The sequence below is a fragment of the Thermotalea metallivorans genome, from assembly GCF_001562415.1.
Lineage (GTDB): Bacteria > Bacillota > Clostridia > Peptostreptococcales > Thermotaleaceae > Thermotalea > Thermotalea metallivorans.
In genome coordinates this window covers 1-20821 of record NZ_LOEE01000021.1, presented here as the reverse complement: position 1 = coordinate 20821, position 20821 = coordinate 1, and the positions used below count along the sequence as shown (strand labels likewise).

Genomic DNA, 20821 nt, shown 5'->3' with positions numbered 1-20821 from the left:
CCATATCATTTCTTTATAAGAACATGGCCTAATTTTTCTTTTACGGAAACTCTCGGCCTTTCTATATCATCCTCATCAATATCCACAATCAACTCCATATCGGTCTTATTTATCAGCTTTAAATAAACGCCGTTTTTATCATTATCACTGTTCCGTTTATTTGAATAAATTTTGAAATAAATTTTACTTCCCTTTGGCTGAAATTCTACTCCATTATTTTCATAGTCTTTCGGATAACTTTCTCTTTGAGTTTTATATTTATAATAATATGTATGATCAACTTTATAAATCTGCAATTCTACGTCTTCAAAGTCTGCATTATCGGCATATACATAGGTCTCAGCCCTATTGTCATCAGATTTTCCCATTACTACGGTAGGAATATCGGAAGTAATTGCATTGACTGCTAAGAAAAAGTCTACTGCAACGGCTGTTGCATTTTCACTTTTATCAGATTTAGTGGCAGCATGGACTTCGTATCCGCCAAAAGGATCAAAAGGATTTTCTTTCCCATAGAAATTATCAAAATTCCAATTTAAGAAAGCATCATCTTCATGAAACAGTTTTGGTATTGCATAAAAAACAATGGTAATGTTTCCTTTTAATGTATGATCATCGTTTTTACCAATAACAGACAAATTCTTAATAATAATATTTTTTTCATAGTTCTCAAGGGCTTTGATGAATTTCATAAGATTAGAATAAGAACCTTCAAATTGAAGAGTTGCTTCCATTTTTTCAGCTTGTACGCTGTTCCCTTTGTTTTGACTCTGATCCGGCCCATTTTCTCCTCCAGGTTTTTCTTGGGATGGAGGTACAGGATCGATTTCTCCCCGATACTGCTTTGCTAAATCATATAAAATATACGGGGGATTTGTTTGATTTTCTTTTACGGTTTCAACAGTATCTATGGCAGGCTCTGTAAAGCTTATACTGGATACACGAATATTGCTCTCTTTTATCATATGATCTAATACGACGATGATTTTTTCCTGTTTCATTTCTGGAAACAATCTCTCTGCAGCCATAAGAATTTTTGCTTTTAAAATTTTGAATTCTTTATGGATAGGATTATCTGAGGAAGTGTCCATCATGATTTGATTATACTGCTGTTTATATTTTTCAGCTTTTTCCTGCAGAAAGCTGATTTTTTCCAAATCCGGTTTTAGAATCAAATAGTAATATCCTAAAAAAAATATAGATACAGCAAGGATTCCTAATAGTATTTTTTCTCTTTTGGTAAGGCTGGAACGAAACTTCTCTACAATCTGCACAATAGATCCTTTCAATGAACTTGTCCCAGATTTTTTGTTTAATATCAGCTTCATGAAAATTCACACCCTTACTTTAATATACATTTCAACATATAGATTTGATTTTCTGATTCCGCACTTTCTGCATTCATCATATAAACGTGTACGCTCTTGAACACATCTAATTGTTTCAGATTATATACTAATTCCGCTATGGCAGTATGGCTTCTTGATACGCCCCGGAGTTGAACATCATTTTGGGATATCGACATCATGTCGATAAAAATATCTTGAGGAAAAGATAAGGCAATCTGTTCCAATAATAAACTGTCGATTGGATTCGTTCCTTCGATTTGTTCATTCAACTGTTTGATGCCTTGATGGTACTTTTCCATAACGATGATTTTTTCCTTCTTGTTATTTAATTCTTTTAGCTTTTTTGTAGTGGCAGGGGCCGTCATAAAGGATTCCAGCTGAGCAATTTCATTTTCCAGTTTTTTTACTTTTGTTATATTGCTGATGGAAAAACTGATGACAACTGCAGCAATAGTACAAACAACTGCAGCAATCATCCGCTCCTTTCCCTTCGATGCTTTCTCCACCGTCATATATGGCGAAAAAAAGTTGAAGTCCCGCATATTTTCAGCCTCCTACTTCCTAATCAGAGCACCCGCAGCATTTAAATAAAGATGAAGCGCTGCCGGCACTGCATGCTGTTTTATTTTTATATTGTTTAATGCATGGATTCTTGCAGTAGGAATATTCAACGCTTTCTCCAAATACTGGTCAATGCCGTGCAAATGAGAGCTTCCACCGCATATATATACTTCATCCACGCGATTGCCTAATCCCCTTGTAGTATAGTACTGGAAGATTCTCTGGATTTCCTGTATCCAGCTATCTACACTGGTCCAGATCATGCTTTGGATTATGTCATCGGCTATTTGCTCAGAATGTTCATCTTTCTGTAATCCATAGGCCGTCTTTTTCTTTTCTGCCTCTTCATAAGACAGATTCAAGGCATTGACCAGATTTATATTCATAAGCCTTCCGCCCATAGGAACCAACCTGCTGAATTGGACGACGCCATTTGAAATGATGTTTACATTCATCTGCTCATTGCCGATATCAATGACTGAAATAGTTTTTTGAGCACAGGATTTTTCATCATTGATGATGGTGTCCGGATAAAAAAGTTTTGCGATGGCATTGGAATGAATATCTAATGCCAATGGCTTCAATTTCAATTCTTTCATCATTGCTAAAAAATCTTCTGCAATGGTTTTTGGCAATGCAGCCGCTAAAATTTTTACCTTTTGCACACCCTCTTGCCAATATTCTTCTATGATCTTATATTCCACAATATAATCCTCAAGATGAATGGGAAAATATTGTTGGATTTCAAACTGTATCATGCCCTTCAATTCCTCTTCATGTACGGAAGGAAGAATAATTTCCCTTGTAATGACAGAAGTACTCTGGATGGTAATCACGGCATCTTTGCCCCTTCGCTTTTTGTCATTCAATATATGACGAATAGCTGTACTCAACCTGTGCATATCCAGTATCCTTCCATCCTGATAAGATTCTTTCGGTGTCTTAATCATAAAGAAATCATCAATTTCCACATACTTTTTAGAGATTTTGCCCATAACAAACTTGATGGTATCGGAACCTATATCCATCGATAATACCTGCTGCTTGCCCATTCCTTTCACCCCATCTATTTTTATCTTAAGAGAAGCTTATTTTCAATGTTCATTGTATTGTTTATGTCTTTATTGTTCAAAAGCTAAAAAGCATGAAAGTACCACTTCACCATAGACTCACCCCAAAATACGGTAGTTACGGTTGCTAAAGCAATAAAGGGACCAAAAGGGATATAGTCCTTTCTCCTTTTTGTTTTCGTAAGGATCAACGTTACAGATACTACTGCTCCGATAAAAAAAGAGAAAAAAATGATCAGGATAATATTCTTCCACCCCAACCAAAAGCCTAGCATCGCCATCAGTTTGATATCTCCCCCACCCATGGCACCATTGGTCAGCAGTGCAATCAGTAAAAGAACTCCTCCTCCTATAAAGAAACCAGGGATTCCGTGGTTAAAAATGAAACGGGCCTCATGAAACAAGTGAAGAAATAAAGAAAAAATAAATCCGAAAATCATCACTTCATCAGGAATCACTTGATGCCGTAAATCAATCCACGTAACTACAATAAGTAAGCTGATTAATATGGCATAACTGATAAAAAGAAAAGAAAAACTAAATATATTAAAAAGAAAAACATAAAACAAACCGTTCAAAACCTCAATCAAGGGATACTGTGGAGAAATGGTTTCTCCGCAGTATCTGCATTTGCCCTGAAGAATTATATAACTGATCATTGGAATTATATCTCGTATTTTCAATGGGTGATTGCATTTTGTGCAATGGGAAGGGGGGAATGCCACAGATGCCCCCCTGGGTATGCGATAAATGCATACGTTCAAAAAAGAGCCAATCAGTATTCCAAATAATAAAATTGTGCTATGCCATAATGCTGTCATGAACAAATTCCCCTTTAGTAAATTCATTGAATGTTTTTGAAACAGAACAAGAGAAGCATTTTTGTGGATTATGGTAGTGTAGTAGAAAAGGTAAAGCTAACATCTCCATTAGATTCAATGGTATAAGTTATCTTTTTGTAATATTGCAATAGCTTTTTATTATCTACATAGTTTTTCATTTTATTACCTAAATTGGCATCAGATAAATCTGTAATTCCATCACTATCCTTAATACCTGTACCATCAAAATTCAATACGTTATTCGTTGTATCATTTGTGACAACAATAGTAGACTGACCAGTCGTAATATGTTTAAACTCATTTGTAGATAACGCAAGATTTATAGCATTGCCTATAATTGAGGCCAGTTGCTCATCGGCAGCTTTTTTGGCTCTGTCAGTAAATCCACTAAATTTAGGTACGGCAATCGCTGCTAAAATCCCCAGAATAGCCATCACAACGATAAGTTCAATGAGCGTAAAGCCTTTTCTGCTTCTCAATAATTTACTAATTTTTCCAATCATTTCGTGTCCTCCTTTTTATAAAAATTTTAAAAGATAAAGATTAAAGATAGAAAACATCTTCCTTATATCTCCCATACCCCCTTTATTTCAAATGAACATGCATTATCCTCATACAGCTTTAAAGTCTAAAATGCTATATAAAGACTTCATAAGCCGTAGATTAACTTTGCTTGAATAACCAAGGCTAGATTTTTATCGTATTCATCATATCAAACATTGGCAATACCATGGCGATCACAATTGCGCCAACAATGAATGCCATGACAACAATCATCAGCGGTTCTATCAATGCAGTCATTTTTGTCAATGCTGCTTCCACTTCCTCATCATAAAAATTAGCTGTCTTCTCCAAGATCTCATCTAAGAAACCGGATTCTTCCCCTACAGCAATCATAGAATCCACCATAGGTGGAAATATACCGATTTTTTTTATAGGCCCTGCTAAGCCTGTGCCTTTCCTTACTTCTTCTTTTGCCGTTTGGATACCCTTTTCTACTACTTTATTGCCAACAATCTTGGCTACCACATCCAATGCCTGCAAAAGGGGTATGCCGCTGGACAATAAAGTGGATAGCGTCCTGGTAAAACGGGCAGTTACAATTTTCTGTATTGTGCCTTTTACAACAGGAATACGAAACAAGAAATTATCAATCAGCCATTTGCCTTTGTCGGATCTGACAAAGGATATTAATCCATATACCACGCCTAAGAAGGCCAATATCAACAGATACCAATATTTTCGAATGCTGTCGCTGATGAAGAGCAGTATTCTCGTTGGGAAAGGAAGTTCCACGCCGCCGGATTGAAACATACCGACAAAGGTTGGCATAACAAAAGTCAATAAAAATGCCACAACGCCCATGGCTACGATACTCAGCACAATAGGATAAATCATGGCCCCCTTGATCTTATTGTTAATTTTGTTTTCCTTTTCATAGTGGGTTGCCATGCGATCCATAATGACATCCAGAGTTCCGCTAATTTCCCCTGCTTCCACCATATTGATCAGCAGATCTGGAAAAATATTTTTTTGTTTTCTCAGGGTTTCTGACAATCCCATCCCTTTTTGTACTTCTTCATATACATCCTCTACAGCTTTCTTCAATTTTTTATTTTCCGTCTGGCGGCAAAGTATATCTAAACAGTTGACAATAGATATTCCGGCATTCAGCATGGTATAAAACTGCCTGCAAAACACAGCAATATCCTTTGACGTAACTCGGTGAAGCAGTTGAGTTATCTGAATATCCTTTCTTTCGTCCAGGTTTTTGACGAAAACAGGATAATGCTGTCTTTCACGGAGCATTTGGATAACTTCTTCTTTTGATTTTCCAGTATAAACACCTTCAATGCTCTCTCCCGTTGTACCGGCTACTGCCTTATATTTATATACCGGCAAATCAATCACCTCTATCATCAGATTCAAGAATATTGGTGGCAAAGGATGTACATCTTATCCCCGTACTAAAAGCTTATGAATCTTTCCAGCATTTCCCGATCGATAGCACTGCTTAATGCTGTGTCCCTCGAGATAACCCCTTTGATATACAAATCTTTTAGGGCATTGTCCATGGTTTGCATGCCAAACTTCATGCCGGTTTGAATGGATGTGTTGATCTGATAGGTTTTTCCCTCACGGATTAGATTTCGGATAGCGGGCGTCGCTATCATGATTTCCAAAGCGGCTACACGGCCTTTCCCTGAAATGTTAGGCAATAACTGCTGAGATATGATGCCTTCTAAAACTGTTGCCAGTTGTATCCTAATCTGCTGCTGTTGCTCCGGCGGAAACACATCAATAATTCTGTCAACAGTTTTCGCAGCTCCTAAGGTATGCAGCGTAGATAGTACAAGATGACCTGTTTCTGCTGCAGTTAAAGCAATGCTGATGGTTTCGAGATCACGCATTTCTCCTACCAAAATAACATCGGGGTCTTGTCTTAGTGCTGCCCGAAGGGCCTTTGCAAAGCTTTTTGAATCATTTCCGATTTCTCTTTGGTTTACAATACTTTGATTATGTTTATGTAAATATTCAATAGGATCTTCTAAGGTCAAAATGTGGCATTTTCTTGTCCTGTTGATATAATCAATCATCGTTGCCAATGTGGTTGATTTCCCACTGCCCGTGGGACCGGTAACCAAAACCATCCCTCGTTTTTTAAGGGCCAAATCCTGAAGGACAAGCGGAAGTCCCAGAGACTCCATGGTAGGAATGGTTAATGCAACGACACGAAAAGCCATACCATAACTTCCCCGCTGTTTGTACACATTTACGCGAAACCTTCCCAAACCTGCATTAGAATAGGATAAATCTATCTCTCCATTTTCGTCCAGTTCCCACAACTGTTTTTCGGTAAGCAGCTGTTGAACGAGGGCATCCGTGTCCTTAGGGGTTAATGAAGGAAAATCCAATTGCTCCAATTTTCCATTGATACGCAAAACGGGAGGTACTGCTACAGTAATATGTAGGTCAGATGCTTTCGCTTTTACGGTTGTATCAAGCAACTCCAATAAATTCATCATTATGTCACCGCCTAGTCAATGCTGTATGCTACTCTTAATAATTCTTCCGTAGTAGTAATGCCATGAAAAATCAATTGTTTACAGTTTTCCTTCAAAGGGGTCGTTCCATGCTTTATGGCTGTCCTTCGAATTTCATCAATGGCTGCTCTACTGTCAATCAATGCCCTAATCTCACGTTGGACAGGCATCACTTCATGAATAGCCGTTCTGCCTTTATATCCGGTAAAATTACAAGCACTGCATCCTTTCCCCTTATATAAAGTGACTTCATAGGTTAGCTCTAAAAGCTTTCTTTCGGCATTTGTTGGTTCATAAGGGACGGCACATTGGGGACAGACCCTTTTCACTAGCCGCTGGGCAACGACGCCCACTACAGAAGAAGAAACAAGGTAAGGTTCAATGCCCATATCTACTAATCTGGCTACAGTAGAAGCCGTATCATTGGTATGCATGGTACTCAGCACCAAATGTCCTGTGATAGCAGCACGGGTGGCAATCTGAGCGGTCTCAGCATCCCTAATTTCACCGATCATAATTACGTCTGGGTCTTGTCGAAGAATGGATCGCAGTCCAGAGGCAAATGTCAACCCTGCCTTGATATTTACTTGAACTTGATTTGTTCCGTGCAATCTATACTCCACAGGATCTTCTATGGTAATCACATTTATATTGGGTTTATTCAGTTCACTTAAAATTGTATATAAAGTTGTTGTTTTTCCACTGCCTGTAGGACCTGTTACAAGGATCATTCCACTTGGATTTCTAATAATTTTATCAAATAAGGCCAAATTATCATCGGTAAATCCTAATTGGCTTTTGCTAACCAAAAACCCACTCCGATCCAAAAGACGAATAACGATTTTTTCGCCATGTACGGTGGGAAGTATAGAAATACGCAGATCTACTTCTTTTCCATCTACTACGGTTTCTATCCGGCCATCCTGTGGAACTCTTTTTTCAGCAATATTCATTTTTCCCATGATTTTGATTCTGGTAATGATGGCGGAATGAGCAGATTTTGAAGGAGTCATGATCTCTTGCAGCTCGCCATCCACACGAAATCGTACCCTTACAATTTCTTCAAAGGGTTCAATATGAATATCACTGGCTTTTGCCTTCACTGCCTGCTGTATAATAGAATTTATCAATCTCACAATGGGTGCGTTATTGATCTCATTCAGCACATCATCATCCAGAACAGAAATATCATCCATATTATATTGTTTTTTAAAATCTTCAATGGCTTTTTCAGCATACTGCTGACCATAGTACTGCTCGATTGCATTTAAGATATCTTTCTTGGAAGCAATGACAGGTTCAACATCTAATCCCGTTGCGATTTTTATGTCATCCATGGCAAATATATTTAATGGATCTGCCATTGCGACGACAATTTTGCCTCTATCTTTTTTAATAGGAATTAAAACATGTCTTCGGGCTAATACTTCGCTGATCAGCTTTGGTATATCCGGATCAATATAATATTTTTCCAAATCCATATGGGGGATTCCCAACTGAAATTCCAATACTTCGATGATCTCTTTTTCCTGTACATAGTTTTCTTCTATCAGCAGTTCACCCAGTTTTTTTCCTGTCTTTTTTTGAAGCTCTAAGGCAATATTTAATTGTTCTTTGGTGATTAAACCAGCATCAACAAGTAAATCTCCCAGTCTTTTTCTATTTTGGTTGAGCATATATGATTTCTCCCATTCTGTCATATAAGAATTCCATTCAACGTAAAAAAACATAAAAAAACTAACTACAATCGCCATAGTTAGTCGGTTACGCCACTGCATCCACATGACGTAAGCGTCCACATATAGTCATGCTTCTCCTGCCCTAACAAATATCTATTTTTGTGACTTTTGTCCTATTATTTTATAGGAAAAATTCGACGATAAGTTGTAAAATCCTTCTAGAAATCATTTGACTGCTTGAAAAAATTATTTTATATGAAAGAAAGATGCATCCTGCTGTATTCTCTATATAGATTATTTCCTTGGAAATAGTGAAGTTTCAACATTTTCCAACCTTCGTCGTCACCAAGAGACAGGATACTGTTTTATGCATTGGCTTCTTCAGACCATAGATCATGCATTCTTCTGCGATATAAGTAGAACAGAGATAAGCTGAGCGCCAAAATACCCGTCAAAATATAGAAAGCCACAAACTTTTCTGTATAATAAAGAAGTACAGGGAAAACAAGGGTTCCTAAAAAATTATAACTTACATGCATTAAAACAGGAATCCAGATATTTTCAAACCAGATATAAACCAATCCTAGCATAATTCCCAATGCAAAAGTATAGATGCCTTGGAGCAGGTTGCCATGATATAAAGCAAAAATGGCAGATTGAATCCCTACACTGATGGCAATGCCAAAGCATCTTTTTAACTCATTTAGGACTAGGCCTCTAAATAAAATTTCCTCAAAAATCGGTATCAATACAATAATGCAGATGGTCCCGATAAGGGTATTTAACCCTGCATGAATATTCCTCGATACTTCTGCGTAACTTTCAAATTTTTCATAAGTGATTAGCACAAAACTGCTGGAGATTGCCGATAATCCCAAGGCCGCCAACATTGTAAAAAAGAATTGCCGAAGATGTATTTTTTTAAATTTACACCGTTCCCATAAATTTTCTTCTTTGTTTCTGAACAGCAGCATATAAATCAACAGTGCGCATATGGCAGAGATTCCTACGCCAATAAATATATCCTCCATCAGTTTTTCCTGTATTTGGGCTTCTGTTAACGTGTCGATATATTTTATTGTATAGACAATTCCCATGATGATACCGGCTGCCATTTGCAAGACCAAGTATATGAAAGTATATTTGAATATATTGCCTGCCACTATAAGATATTTTTTCATCGAAATCCTCCCAATTTTGTATTTTTCGCAAATTGTCTAGCTTTAATGATACACGATTTCGCAGGCATTGTAAATGTAGTCAAGAATAATTCCATTCATTTGCATTTCTTTATTCTTCTTGATCCTCTTCCTGATCCTCTTCATCGTCTATGTCCATTTTGATGTTTGCATTAAATGCTTTGCTCAATTTGCTGATGGCTCTTTTTTCTATTCTTGATACATAGGAGCGAGATATTCCCAATAATTTGGCGATTTCCCTCTGGGTCTTGCTTCCTCCGCTGGCAAGGCCATATCTTAGCTCAAGGACCGTCCGTTCTCTATTCTTCAGTATTTTGGCCATCTTTTGATATAACTTTTTCACTTGAATCTTTAATTCCACCTCATCCAAAACTTCATCCGCTTCCGTACCCAAAATATCAATCAGGGATATCTCATTTCCTTCTTTGTCCACACCGATAGGATCCTGCAGGGATACTTCACTCTTGATTTTTTTACTGGAACGAATTGTCATGAGAATTTCATTTTCAATACATCGAGCCGCATAGGTGGCCAGTCTGGTACCCTTATGCCGGTCAAAGGTTGTAATGGCTTTAATCAAGCCAATGGTTCCTATGGATATCAAGTCGTCCACTTCTCTTCCTGTATTATGATATTTTTTTACAATATGGGCAACAAGTCTTAGATTTCTTTCAACCAGAATATTTTTTGCTTCCTCGTCCCCTTGCTCATACAATTCCAAGTAGTAATTTTCTTCCTCCGGTGTAAGGGGTTTGGGAAACGAGTTATTTGTAGAAACATAGGATACAAGTGATAATATAGGCTTGGCGAGTACTACTGACAATGTGAATACGGTAGTCCACATGAAAATGCCCACCTCCTTTTTCAGGTCATTTAAAATTATATGTAAAAAAAAAGAGAAATGTGCATGTCTTTGCAAAAGATGCCCATCTCTCTAAATAAAAACCATATCTCTCTAAATAAAAACCATATCTCTATTATTTTTCTAATAAGGCGATTCTTTCTCCTATTTCGTGAAACAAGGGGGCGGCCACCTTTCCGCCACCACCGCCACCTTCTATGATAATGGTGATAATATATTTGGGTGTCTTTAAAGGAAAGTAGCCGGTAAACCATGCATGAACCACAGGTCTGCCTTCGGAGAATGCCTCCGCAGATCCAGTTTTTCCTGCAGCACCGCCAAAATCATCTAAATGTATCTTAGATCCCGTTCCCTCTTTTACAACCTTTTCCATCATCTGTTGAATTTTTCGGGCTGTACCTTCCGATAGTACACGGGAGGATTTCTCAGGGAAATTCTCTTGTAATACATTTCCCTTTTCATCTACAATTTTCTTTAAAAGCCGTATATCTCTCATGACGCCGTCATTTGCAATCACCGAAGTTAATTTTGCAATCTGCAGGGGCGTTGCTTCCAGCGTTCCCTGACCTATGGATATATTTCCGATTCCTGCACCCTTCATGTAATCTTCCGAAGGAAGATTACCCTTTGTTTCCTCCGGCAATTCTATATTCGTTGGAGAACCGAATCCTAAATTTTTAGCCATTTCCATCACCTTTTTACCGCCGACCTGCTGGCCCAGTTGTATGAAAGCTGAATTGCAAGAGACTGCAAATGCCTTTTCCAAATTGATTTCTCCGTGTCCTCCGTCTTCATAGCTGTTGCATTTCATGACAACACCGTCTATTTTTTCATAACCTTTACAATAAAAAGTGTCCTTCAGATCTACCAAACCATATTCAAGGGCAGCAGCTGCAACAACGATCTTAAAAACAGATCCAGGAGGATATGCCATCTGAACGGCTCTATTATACAATTCTTTATTATTGCTTTCCAAATAGGCAGCTACGTTGTTTTGATCATAATTAGGTCTACTCACCATTCCCAAAATATCGCCATTTTGTGCATCCAATACAACCACACTGCCCTTTTGATGATATTTATCAAACGCTTCTTCTATAATTCTCTGAACTCTGTAATCGATGGTAAGCACAATATTCTTTTTTATTTTTCCCGGATTACTTTCAATGGTCTTATACCCCAAGCCGGGGATCATTCGCTTCTGGGCGTCTACGATGGCACCCAACATATCGGATTGATTTTCAGTTAATATATCATCCAATTGCTTTTCAATTCCTTTGCTCCCCACATTATCAATTTTATTAATATATCCGATGACATGGGAAGCCAATCCATTCCGACTATAACGTTCTTCCCTGTCGATGGGATATACGCCTCTCATTGTGAAAACTTTTTTTATGAAGTTGATATCATAATTCTTTACTTCCAGCTGAATAGGTCGATGGCTTGCCAAGACTTCGTACTTTAAAACATAAGGAGATATTTTCGTTAATTCGCTGATGATTTCAAGGTTTTCTTGGGATCTTTGAAAAATATCGGGATATAGGATAAGATAACTTGATTTATTTCTATTGGTCAAAGGAATCATATTTCTATCATAGATTTTTCCCCTATTGATCCCTGCGGGCAATTCCTTGAACCATTGCCGCATGGCCCGATTCTTGTAATCATGCCCCTTCATTAGCTGGATGTAGGCCAATCTGCCGATTAGCAAAAAAAGAATGCATGTAAAACTGACACCCATCAGCATCAGTCTTTTTTGATAGTGATCCTGCAACTCCGGCCAAAGCTCCCGTTTTTTTCTCTCCGCTCTCGTTTGCAAAAAAAACACCTTCCCTGAATCCATTGGATGTCTTCATTTTCTCCAATTTCAGGAAGGTATATACATGATAGATTATAAGATATTGATGATGCCGCCCTTTTGTTTCTCATATATAATGGATTTTACCTTCGCCACCATGATATCAATAGCAACTTTGTTGTAGCCCCCTTCGGGTATAATGATATCTGCATATTTTTTATAGGGCTCGATGAATTGTTGATGGGCAGGTCTGACGGTATTTAAATATTGTTCAATCACAGAATCCAGCGTTCTACCCCTTTCCTTTATATCTCTCAAAATCCTTCTGATGATTCTCACATCCGCATCGGTATCAACAAATATTTTTATATCCATCAAATCTCTCAGTCTTTCATCATCCAAAATCATAATTCCTTCCAGGATAATGATGTCTTTGGGCTCCACCAAGACGGTTTCTTGTTCCCTTGTATGTATGGAAAAATTATAAATCGGTTTTTGTATGCTTTTTCCTGACAATAAGTCTTTTAGATGGGAAATCAACAATTCCGTATCAAAGGCTAAAGGATGATCATAGTTGATACGGACCCTTTCCTCCAAGGTCATATGATTTTGGTTTTTATAATAAGAGTCTTGTTCAATGATGGTAATGTTCTTTTCGGGAAGGCATTCGAATATTGCTTTTGCAATGGTGCTTTTTCCCGAGCCTGTACCGCCGGTAATTCCAATCAAAATAGGTTTACTCAACCCGATCATCCTTCCTATCTTTTCTGAATATATCATATTTTTTTACGGGATTGGACATCTTGATTTTAATAACCTGTTGGGCATGGGGTGCCACTTCGATTTCTTCATCATTTTCATTCCACATCTGATCAATTTTTTGTGTGAACATCTTCATGTCCGGTCCAATTACTTCAATCACATCGCCTTGAAAAATCCTGCTTCTCTGCTCAACGGTTGCAATTTGTCGATGGGCATCATAATCCAAAACAATCCCTACAAAATCATACTCCCGCACATAGGCGCTGGTTGAATAAATCTGTTCCTGGTGTCCCGGTTTCCCCAAATAAAAACCGGTGGTAAAGTCTCTATGACTTGCCTTTCGTATTTCCTCCATCCACTCCGGGTGAAATTGATAATCTTTTCCCTTTTCATAATAGGTATCAATTGCCTTGCGATACACCCTCACAATATTGGCTACATAGTAAACACTCTTCATTCTGCCTTCTATTTTTAAGCTGGATAATCCGGATTCAATCAATTCAGAAATATATTCAATCATGCACAAATCCTTTGAATTAAAGAAATAAGTGCCTTTTTCGTCCTCAAAAACAGGCATATATTCACCGGGTCTTTTTTCCTCCATCAAATAATATTTCCACCGGCAAGGATGGGCACATTCTCCCCGATTTGCATCCCTGTTTACCATATAATTGCTCAGAAGACATCTTCCGGAATAGGAGATGCACATGGCTCCATGAACAAAGGCTTCCAGTTCTAAGTCTTCGGGAGTATTTTCCCTGATCTCTCTAATTTCTTGAAAAGAAAGCTCTCTGGCCAGAATAATCCTTTTAATTCCCTGCCTGTACCAAAATTGAGCACTAGCGAAATTTGTATTGTTTGCTTGCGTACTCAAATGTACTTCCAGCTCCGGCGCATACTCTTTCACATACAGAAGGGTTCCAGGATCCGATAAAATCACTGCATCAACGTTTATTTCCTTCAATTTTTTGAGGTAGTGAGGCAGTTCTTTTAAATCTTCATTGTGGGGAATAATATTTAACGTAACATATACCTTTTTCCCCCGTCCGTGGGCAAAGCTGATTCCTTCTTTCATATCTTCAAAAGAAAAATTTTTTGCGCTTGCCCGCAATCCAAAAGTCTGGCCTCCCACATAGACTGCATCTGCACCATAAATAATGGCCATTTTTAATTTTTCCAGATCTCCTGCCGGTGCCAATAACTCTACTTTTTCCACGTTTTTACCTCCTTGCCTTTATAACTGATGGCTACACCATCTCCTATAGGCAACAAACAAGACGTAAGACTGGGATGGTGCATAATATGGTCTAAATAGGTCCTCATTCTTTTTACAATCGTCTTTTTTCTTCTGATCACATACGCATTGGAGGCAACCATTCCTTTATATAATACATTGTCCGATATCAAAACGCCCTCTTCTTCCAAAAGATGAATACAAGATGACAAAAATTCCATGTACTGACCTTTTGCAGCATCTAAAAAAATTAAATCAAATTTTCTATGAAGTTGGGGCAGTATTTCTTCGGCGTTTCCATGCAAAATATCAATTCGTTCCTCCAAACCTGCCTTTTGAATATAATCCCTTGCTTTTTCCACCATATCCTTTCTTTTTTCTATGGTCAAAACCCTGCCATCTTCCATGGCATTACACATAATGATGGAAGAATATCCGATGGCTGTCCCTACTTCTAAAACTGCCTTTGTATGATTGATTTTCGTGATTACCTCCAATAATTTTGCTACTTCCCGATGAACAATGGGAATATGATGGAGGGCTGCAAAATTTTCCATTTCTGCCAGCAGTCCTTCGTTTTTGGGCAACACATCCCTGATATAGGCTTCAACAGCTTGATTTACAATATTATTCAAACCCAGCAACTCCTTTTATCAAGTCTATAACACAAAAATGAATACGTGGCATCTATCCACGTATTATTTTTTCCCTATGGGGTCATTCGCATTCTTTGCCCTCAAATGTTCTTCATAAGTCTTGCTAAAAGCATGTTCTCCATTGGTTTTTGCTACAAAATAATAATAATCTGTTTGCGCAGGATATAATGCAGCTTCTATGGATGCCTTCCCCGGTGATGCAATGGGAGCCGGCGGCAGGCCGATATTTTTATAGGTATTATAAGGTGAATCAATATCAATATCTTTAAGACTCAGATTTTCTTTTCTTTCGCCCAGTACATACTGAACTGTAGCGCAGGACTGCAGCAGCATACCCTTTTTAAGCCTGTTATGAAATACACTGGAAACCAAGGGTCTTTCTTTGTCCAATTTTGCTTCCCTTTCAATAATGGATGCCAATGTCACTACTTCATGCACCGACATATTCAATTGTTTTGCTCTCTGGTAGTATTCTTCCTTAAATACGGCATCAAATCGCTCCAACATTTTTTTAATAATTTCTTCTTCAAAGGCATTTTTTGAAATTTCATAGGTATCTGGAAATAAAAAGCCCTCTAGCCTGTTCTCCCCTTGGGGGACACCCTCCAGAAATTTATAATGAAACTCTCCGTGTTGAACCAGCTCTATGAATCTTTTCCTATCAATGAGCCCCATGCCTTCTAATCGATCTACAATCTGGCGCAACTCAAAGCCTTCCGGAATTGTAAATTTCACTGTATCCTTTACCACATCCCCGCTGGTTAAAACTTTTATAATCTCCCTAGCATCCATGCTGTTTTTTAGCTGATATATGCCGGCCTGCATTTTCCCTTCGACCTTTGAAAGTTTGCTAAGCATTCGAAAGCTCAAATTATTTTTTATCAAACCTTTTTCCTTCAGAATTTGGGCAATCTTTATTGTAGAAGCCCCTTTAGGGATCTCCACAAGAATAGTTTTGCTCTCTTGTACATTGACAGGACCTATAGATTGTTGATAATAGAAGGCGGCAGCCATAGCAAAGATGGCTAGGGCAGCGATGGTGACGACAAATCCTCTTGTTGCTTTTTTCGCAAAACTTTCCTTGGATATCGTTGTTTTCATCATACTGCCTCCGAAAATAAATTTTATGATATAATTATACAATTCTCAACAGGACTTTACAACAATCCTGAAAATTTATATTTTATCCCATGGCAATCAACAGTGGTACCAAAATCGGCACCAACACCGAAAGGGTTAAACCTGTAATAAAAGAGATGATGGCCGTATTTCCATCGGTTGATTTTGAAATCACAGGCAGCGAGGTATCCATTGCCGTAGCGCCCGCAGGGGCAATCGCCTCTAAAGTTCCGATATATTTTGCTACAAAAGGTATCGTCAAAATGGCAATAATTTCTCTGCATACATTTGTAATAAACGCCAAGGCGCCTGTTTCCGCACTATATTTTGACAGCTCTATGGCGGACAGACTGTACCAGCCAAATCCTGCACCAACGGCACTGGACTCATTGAAAGGCAGGTTGAGCAATTCTCCTCCTACAATGCTGCCTAAAATACTGCCCCCGGCAACCATCAAAGGCACCAGCAGTACTTTGATGCCCGTTTGCTTGATCTGATGCAAAATATCTTTGTTCCTGCCAATGTCGATTCCTACAAAAAACAAGAGTGCACAAAGGCCGATATCAACAATAATTCCTATGGAAGATACATATGCTTGAGGAAAAATAAACAATCCAAATGCGATTCCCGATATCACCGATAATAAAATACTAATTGTCATGTCCCCGTTCTCCCCTTTTTATATTTCCCAGTCTCTTCGAAACCAACTTGACGCCTATGATACTGAATATAATTGAAAAAGTGGATAAAACCAAAGCTTGGTATCCTAATTTCATGAAAATATTGACGATGTTGCGGTTTACCCCGATGTTCAATCCCATGACAAACAATAGAAAAAGCAAGCATAGCATTTGAATTTTTGATATGCTCCTCATCCATTTTTCTGTCAAAATATCTTTATATCCAATGATGATGCCTATAGAAATTATAAAAATATAAAGTAAGATGCGCATGGTATCCCCCCTCATATAAAATGCAAAGAGTTTCATAAAAAAGATTATGCCAGATCAGCATAATCTTTTTTACTATATCTCCATAATAATCGGCAAAATCATAGGGCTTCTCTTTGTCTTTTCGTACAGGAAAGATTTTAGACTATCTTTAATGGCAGATTTTAAAGAAGCCCATTCCCGTACATTATTTACTTGACATGTTTGTAATGCATTTTTTACAACAGTTTTTGCTTCTTCCATTAAATCCTCAGATTCTCTTACATACACAAAGCCCCTGGAGATAATATCCGGTCCTGCAATGACTTGGCCATTTTCCTTGGTGATGGTTACTACTACTACCATCAAACCATCTTCCGACAAATGTTTTCGATCTCTCAAGACAATATTGCCCACATCGCCAACACCCAAACCGTCTACAAGAATGTTGCCGGCAGTGACGTTGCCTGCTATTTTGGCACCTTCTTTAGAAATTTCAACAACTTGGCCGTTTTCTATGGTAAAAATGTTCTCACTGTTCATTCCTAGGCTTTGTGCCAACTTTGCATGCTGTTTTAAATGCCTGTATTCCCCATGAACAGGTATAAAAAACTGGGGCTTGATCAAGGAATGCATCAGCTTTAATTCTTCCTGGCAAGCATGGCCTGACACATGCACATCGGCTAATGCCTCATAAATAACATTGGCCCCTTTTTCAAAGAGTTGATTTACTACGCGGGCCACGGTTTTTTCATTGCCCGGTATCGGAGTAGCAGAAAGAATGACCATATCTCCCGGCTGTATTTCCAGTTTCTTATGCTCAGAAGTAGCCATCCTAGCTAGGGCAGACATGGGTTCCCCCTGACTTCCGGTAGTTACAATCACAATTTCATGATCCGGGTACTTATTGATATCATTGATATCGATCAATATATCCTCCGGAACATTTAAATATCCCAACTCCATGGCTACGTTGACAACATTCACCATGCTTCTGCCTGAAAAAGATACTTTTCGATTGAATTTGTGGGCTGCATTGACAACCTGCTGAACCCTGTGCACATTGGATGCAAAGGTAGCAACAATAATTCTCTGGGTCGCATTTCGAAAAATATTTTCAAAAGTAGCACCAACCGTCCGTTCAGACATGGTATACCCCTGTCGCTCCACATTGGTACTATCGGCCAACAGCAGCAGCACACCTTTTTGCCCCAACTCTGCCAGCCTGTGAAAATCGATGACATCTCCATCGATAGGTGTATAATCAATTTTAAAATCGCCCGTATGCACAATGGTGCCTAAGGATGTATGGATTGCCAAACAAACAGAATCTGCAATGCTATGGCTGGTTCTAATAATTTCTACCTTGAATTCTCCCAACTTGATCACATCACCAGGTTTCACTACCTGCATGTGCACACTGCCGTTCATCTTATGTTCTTTCAGTTTGTTTTCTACCAGGCCTAATGTTAATTTGGTTCCATAGACAGGAACATTGAGTTTTTTCAGAACATAAGGCAATGCGCCAATATGATCTTCATGTCCATGGGTAAGTACAATTCCTCTCACTTTTTCTTTGTTTTTCATTAAGTATGTTATGTCAGGAATCACAATATCAATTCCCAACATTTCATCCTCCGGGAAACTTAAACCGCAATCTATTACGATGATATCATCTTTATATTCAAAGGCCATCATATTTTTTCCGATTTCGTTTAGTCCTCCTAAAGGAATTACCTTGATTTTTGCAAGCTTTCTTGCCACATGATCACTCTCCCTATTTTTACTGTATATGTTAATCCGACCCAAGCATAATCCCACAAACCAATTCATACGAACAAGTTGCATTAAGTTTATTATACTGCATTTGGTATATCTTAGCAACATATAACCGTTTCACAAGCTACCTTCATGCCTTTATCATTTATTATGACTATTTTTATTATAAGTAAACCTGGTTTGGAGGAAAATATGATTTGATTTTCTTATTGAAATTTCTATATGTCTAAATAAAAAAATCCTGAACACCGTGTTACAGGATTTTTTTGCAGGCATCACAATATCCAAAAAATTTAACTTTGTGATCTTCAATTTCAAAATTGTAATTTTTTTCGATTTCTTCCTCCAGCACTTCCAACAAGTCCATTTCAACCTCAATCACTTTTCCGCATTTTAAGCAAATCAAATGATGATGCTGATGGTCATCTTCATGGGTGTTTAGCTCGTATCTGCTGCAGCCATCGTCAAAATTAATTTTTGAAATTACACCTAATTCATCAAGAAGCTGTAACGTTCTATAGACAGTGGCCAAACCAATCTCCGGGCACTTTTCCTTTACCAAATCGTAAATTTCTTCCGTGCTCATATGCTTTCCCTGATTTTCCATAATGGTGTCTAAGGTGGCCCGTCTTTGAGGTGTGAGCTTATAGCCTTTTTCCTTGAGCTTATCTTTTAAATTTTCCATCATATCCGTCACGATAACACCTTCTTTTTCAATGAATAAATTCTTTTTATTAATAGTTTAATTGTAAAAAACAGTAAAGTCAAGGAATAATCTGTAGAAACTATCACGGATAGATAGAAATTTTGCAATATCTATTATTTATTGCAAGATGTCGTCTTTAAGCCACATCCTTTACAGTTTTCACATTTTGGCAGCTCTTTCAGCATTGAATAGCATCTTGGGCATCTTTGAACATGAGGATCTTCTATTTTATTGCCACAAGTTTTGCAAATTATACTCACCTTTTTCTCTTTCCGTTCCATACCTTGGTCCTCCTAATTTAGAGTGACATTTATTCTCAATTATATGCTAACATTTTATTTTTCTATTGTCAATGATTACAGGATGACGGGGATGGGTTTCCAAAGCTTTATCTCCCTTGGCGCAACTTTGCAAAGAAAGGCATAAAACTCAACCCCCGCCTTTGCCGCCTCTGTTACGGCATCGGCAAATTTAGGATCTATGTTTCTATTGGGTGTAAAATATAAGGCATCTTCCCTTTGGACGATAAAAACAACGGCCCCACGCATATTCTCCTTTACAACATCTATTAATTCCAATACATGTTTTCTTCCCCTTTCCGTGGGAGCATCAGGGAAAGAAGCTGCTTGATCCTCCCCCACATAGGTTACACATTTTGCTTCTACAAAAGCCAGATTGCTGCCATTGCTCAGGGCTAAATCAAACCGGCTCTTTCCAAAACGTACTTCCCGTTGAACATGGGAGAAGCCTTCCAGCGGATGAATGCCGTTTTCTTTCAAAGCTTTTTCAAGGAGCACATTGGGAAGCTTAGCATCTATCGCCACCAAATCTTGACCCTTATATACCATGATCAGGTCATATTTTGTTTTTCTGTTCCCATCGCTTATGCATCTGACGATAACCCTTGCTCCTTCCACAAGCAATTCCTTCATTCGCCCTGTATTGGGCACATGGGCTTTATGCAAATTGCCCTGTACTTCTATCTCTGCCAGAAAACGATTTAATCTTTTGATAAATACTGCTTCCAACAATTCTCCATTAATGGTTACTCTCAAGGCGATTCCTCCAGAATTGATCATTTACATTTATTATATACCAAATTTACCACTTTACAAGTTTGACTAAGCTACCTGATCTTTGTCAAGGAAGCTCTGCACAGCTTCTTTAACGGTTGAATAAATTTTGGCACTTTCGAAGCTGGATACGAAAGTATCAAATATTAATTCTTT

General features: G+C 38.1%; 20 protein-coding genes and 1 riboswitch. All 20 genes read right to left on the bottom strand.

From position 1 onward, the window contains the following. Positions 1-5: 5 nt before the first annotated feature. Positions 6-1328, bottom strand: coding sequence for a hypothetical protein (locus tag AN619_RS03800; protein ID WP_068555156.1), 1323 nt, complete (start codon positions 1326-1328; stop codon positions 6-8). Positions 1329-1342: 14 nt separating this feature from the next. Further along, positions 1343-1891 carry a PilN domain-containing protein gene (locus AN619_RS03795; RefSeq protein WP_068555155.1) on the bottom strand — a complete coding sequence of 183 codons (549 nt, stop codon included), beginning with the start codon at positions 1889-1891 and terminating at the stop codon, positions 1343-1345. Between the two features lie 12 nt (positions 1892-1903). After that, a complete protein-coding gene (gene pilM, locus AN619_RS03790; protein ID WP_068555154.1) occupies positions 1904-2962 on the bottom strand; it encodes a type IV pilus assembly protein PilM in 1059 nt (352 codons plus the stop codon). A gap of 83 nt (positions 2963-3045) precedes the next feature. Beyond that, positions 3046-3801 carry a prepilin peptidase gene (locus tag AN619_RS03785; protein WP_068555153.1) on the bottom strand — a complete coding sequence of 252 codons (756 nt, stop codon included), beginning with the start codon at positions 3799-3801 and terminating at the stop codon, positions 3046-3048. 68 nt (positions 3802-3869) lie between these two features. Then, positions 3870-4325: a type II secretion system protein gene (locus tag AN619_RS03780; RefSeq protein ID WP_068555152.1), complete on the bottom strand. Its 456-nt coding sequence runs from the start codon at positions 4323-4325 to the stop codon at positions 3870-3872. Between the two features lie 184 nt (positions 4326-4509). Beyond that, entirely contained in the window at positions 4510-5766 is a 1257-nt protein-coding gene (locus tag AN619_RS03775) for a type II secretion system F family protein (protein WP_242867309.1), read from the bottom strand. A 23-nt stretch (positions 5767-5789) separates the two neighbouring features. Continuing rightward, a complete protein-coding gene (locus AN619_RS03770) occupies positions 5790-6845 on the bottom strand; it encodes a type IV pilus twitching motility protein PilT (RefSeq protein WP_068555241.1) in 1056 nt (351 codons plus the stop codon). A 14-nt stretch (positions 6846-6859) separates the two neighbouring features. Continuing rightward, positions 6860-8542 carry a GspE/PulE family protein gene (locus AN619_RS03765; protein WP_068555150.1) on the bottom strand — a complete coding sequence of 561 codons (1683 nt, stop codon included), beginning with the start codon at positions 8540-8542 and terminating at the stop codon, positions 6860-6862. A 73-nt stretch (positions 8543-8615) separates the two neighbouring features. Beyond that, a riboswitch (cyclic di-GMP riboswitch) is annotated at positions 8616-8698 on the bottom strand. A gap of 212 nt (positions 8699-8910) precedes the next feature. Then, positions 8911-9726, bottom strand: a complete 816-nt coding sequence (locus AN619_RS03760; RefSeq protein WP_068555149.1) for a CPBP family intramembrane glutamic endopeptidase — start codon at positions 9724-9726, stop codon at positions 8911-8913. A 109-nt stretch (positions 9727-9835) separates the two neighbouring features. Further along, the gene (gene sigK, locus AN619_RS03755) at positions 9836-10588 is read right to left on the bottom strand and encodes an RNA polymerase sporulation sigma factor SigK (RefSeq protein WP_068555148.1); all 753 of its coding nucleotides are present in this window, start codon (positions 10586-10588) and stop codon (positions 9836-9838) included. 133 nt (positions 10589-10721) lie between these two features. Next, the gene (locus tag AN619_RS03750) at positions 10722-12428 is read right to left on the bottom strand and encodes a peptidoglycan D,D-transpeptidase FtsI family protein (protein ID WP_198153231.1); all 1707 of its coding nucleotides are present in this window, start codon (positions 12426-12428) and stop codon (positions 10722-10724) included. A 72-nt stretch (positions 12429-12500) separates the two neighbouring features. Next, complete coding sequence (gene udk / locus AN619_RS03745; protein WP_198153230.1) at positions 12501-13151, bottom strand: uridine kinase; 651 nt, start codon at positions 13149-13151, stop codon at positions 12501-12503. After that, positions 13144-14385: a peptidase U32 family protein gene (locus AN619_RS03740; protein WP_068555145.1), complete on the bottom strand. Its 1242-nt coding sequence runs from the start codon at positions 14383-14385 to the stop codon at positions 13144-13146. Before AN619_RS03740 ends, udk begins: the two co-directional genes overlap by 8 nt. Next, complete coding sequence (locus AN619_RS03735; protein WP_068555144.1) at positions 14373-15038, bottom strand: O-methyltransferase; 666 nt, start codon at positions 15036-15038, stop codon at positions 14373-14375. Before AN619_RS03735 ends, AN619_RS03740 begins: the two co-directional genes overlap by 13 nt. 63 nt (positions 15039-15101) lie before the next feature. Beyond that, positions 15102-16160, bottom strand: a complete 1059-nt coding sequence (gene mltG, locus AN619_RS03730; protein WP_068555143.1) for an endolytic transglycosylase MltG — start codon at positions 16158-16160, stop codon at positions 15102-15104. Positions 16161-16242: 82 nt separating this feature from the next. Beyond that, a complete protein-coding gene (locus AN619_RS03725) occupies positions 16243-16839 on the bottom strand; it encodes a lysine exporter LysO family protein (protein ID WP_068555142.1) in 597 nt (198 codons plus the stop codon). After that, the gene (locus tag AN619_RS03720) at positions 16829-17131 is read right to left on the bottom strand and encodes a LysO family transporter (protein ID WP_068555141.1); all 303 of its coding nucleotides are present in this window, start codon (positions 17129-17131) and stop codon (positions 16829-16831) included. The genes AN619_RS03725 and AN619_RS03720 overlap by 11 nt, the downstream gene beginning before the upstream one ends. A 72-nt stretch (positions 17132-17203) precedes the next feature. Continuing rightward, positions 17204-18871, bottom strand: coding sequence for a ribonuclease J (locus AN619_RS03715; protein ID WP_068555140.1), 1668 nt, complete (start codon positions 18869-18871; stop codon positions 17204-17206). A gap of 268 nt (positions 18872-19139) precedes the next feature. After that, entirely contained in the window at positions 19140-19583 is a 444-nt protein-coding gene (locus tag AN619_RS03710; protein WP_334292191.1) for a Fur family transcriptional regulator, read from the bottom strand. 365 nt (positions 19584-19948) lie between these two features. Continuing rightward, positions 19949-20647, bottom strand: coding sequence for a DNA/RNA nuclease SfsA (gene sfsA / locus AN619_RS03705; RefSeq protein WP_068555139.1), 699 nt, complete (start codon positions 20645-20647; stop codon positions 19949-19951). Between the last annotated feature and the right edge of the window lie 174 nt (positions 20648-20821).

Bases quoted from the DNA above. Each gene is read 5' to 3' on its own strand.
- AN619_RS03800 (WP_068555156.1), bottom strand. From the start codon at position 1,328: ATGAAGCTGATATTAAACAAAAAATCTGGGACAAGTTCATTGAAAGGA.
- AN619_RS03795 (WP_068555155.1), bottom strand. From the start codon at position 1,891: ATGCGGGACTTCAACTTTTTTTCGCCATATATGACGGTGGAGAAAGCA.
- pilM (WP_068555154.1), bottom strand. From the start codon at position 2,962: ATGGGCAAGCAGCAGGTATTATCGATGGATATAGGTTCCGATACCATC.
- AN619_RS03785 (WP_068555153.1), bottom strand. From the start codon at position 3,801: ATGACAGCATTATGGCATAGCACAATTTTATTATTTGGAATACTGATT.
- AN619_RS03780 (WP_068555152.1), bottom strand. From the start codon at position 4,325: ATGATTGGAAAAATTAGTAAATTATTGAGAAGCAGAAAAGGCTTTACG.
- AN619_RS03770 (WP_068555241.1), bottom strand. From the start codon at position 6,845: ATGAATTTATTGGAGTTGCTTGATACAACCGTAAAAGCGAAAGCATCT.
- AN619_RS03765 (WP_068555150.1), bottom strand. From the start codon at position 8,542: ATGCTCAACCAAAATAGAAAAAGACTGGGAGATTTACTTGTTGATGCT.
- AN619_RS03760 (WP_068555149.1), bottom strand. From the start codon at position 9,726: ATGAAAAAATATCTTATAGTGGCAGGCAATATATTCAAATATACTTTC.
- sigK (WP_068555148.1), bottom strand. From the start codon at position 10,588: ATGTGGACTACCGTATTCACATTGTCAGTAGTACTCGCCAAGCCTATA.
- mltG (WP_068555143.1), bottom strand. From the start codon at position 16,160: ATGAAAACAACGATATCCAAGGAAAGTTTTGCGAAAAAAGCAACAAGA.
- AN619_RS03725 (WP_068555142.1), bottom strand. From the start codon at position 16,839: ATGACAATTAGTATTTTATTATCGGTGATATCGGGAATCGCATTTGGA.
- AN619_RS03720 (WP_068555141.1), bottom strand. From the start codon at position 17,131: ATGCGCATCTTACTTTATATTTTTATAATTTCTATAGGCATCATCATT.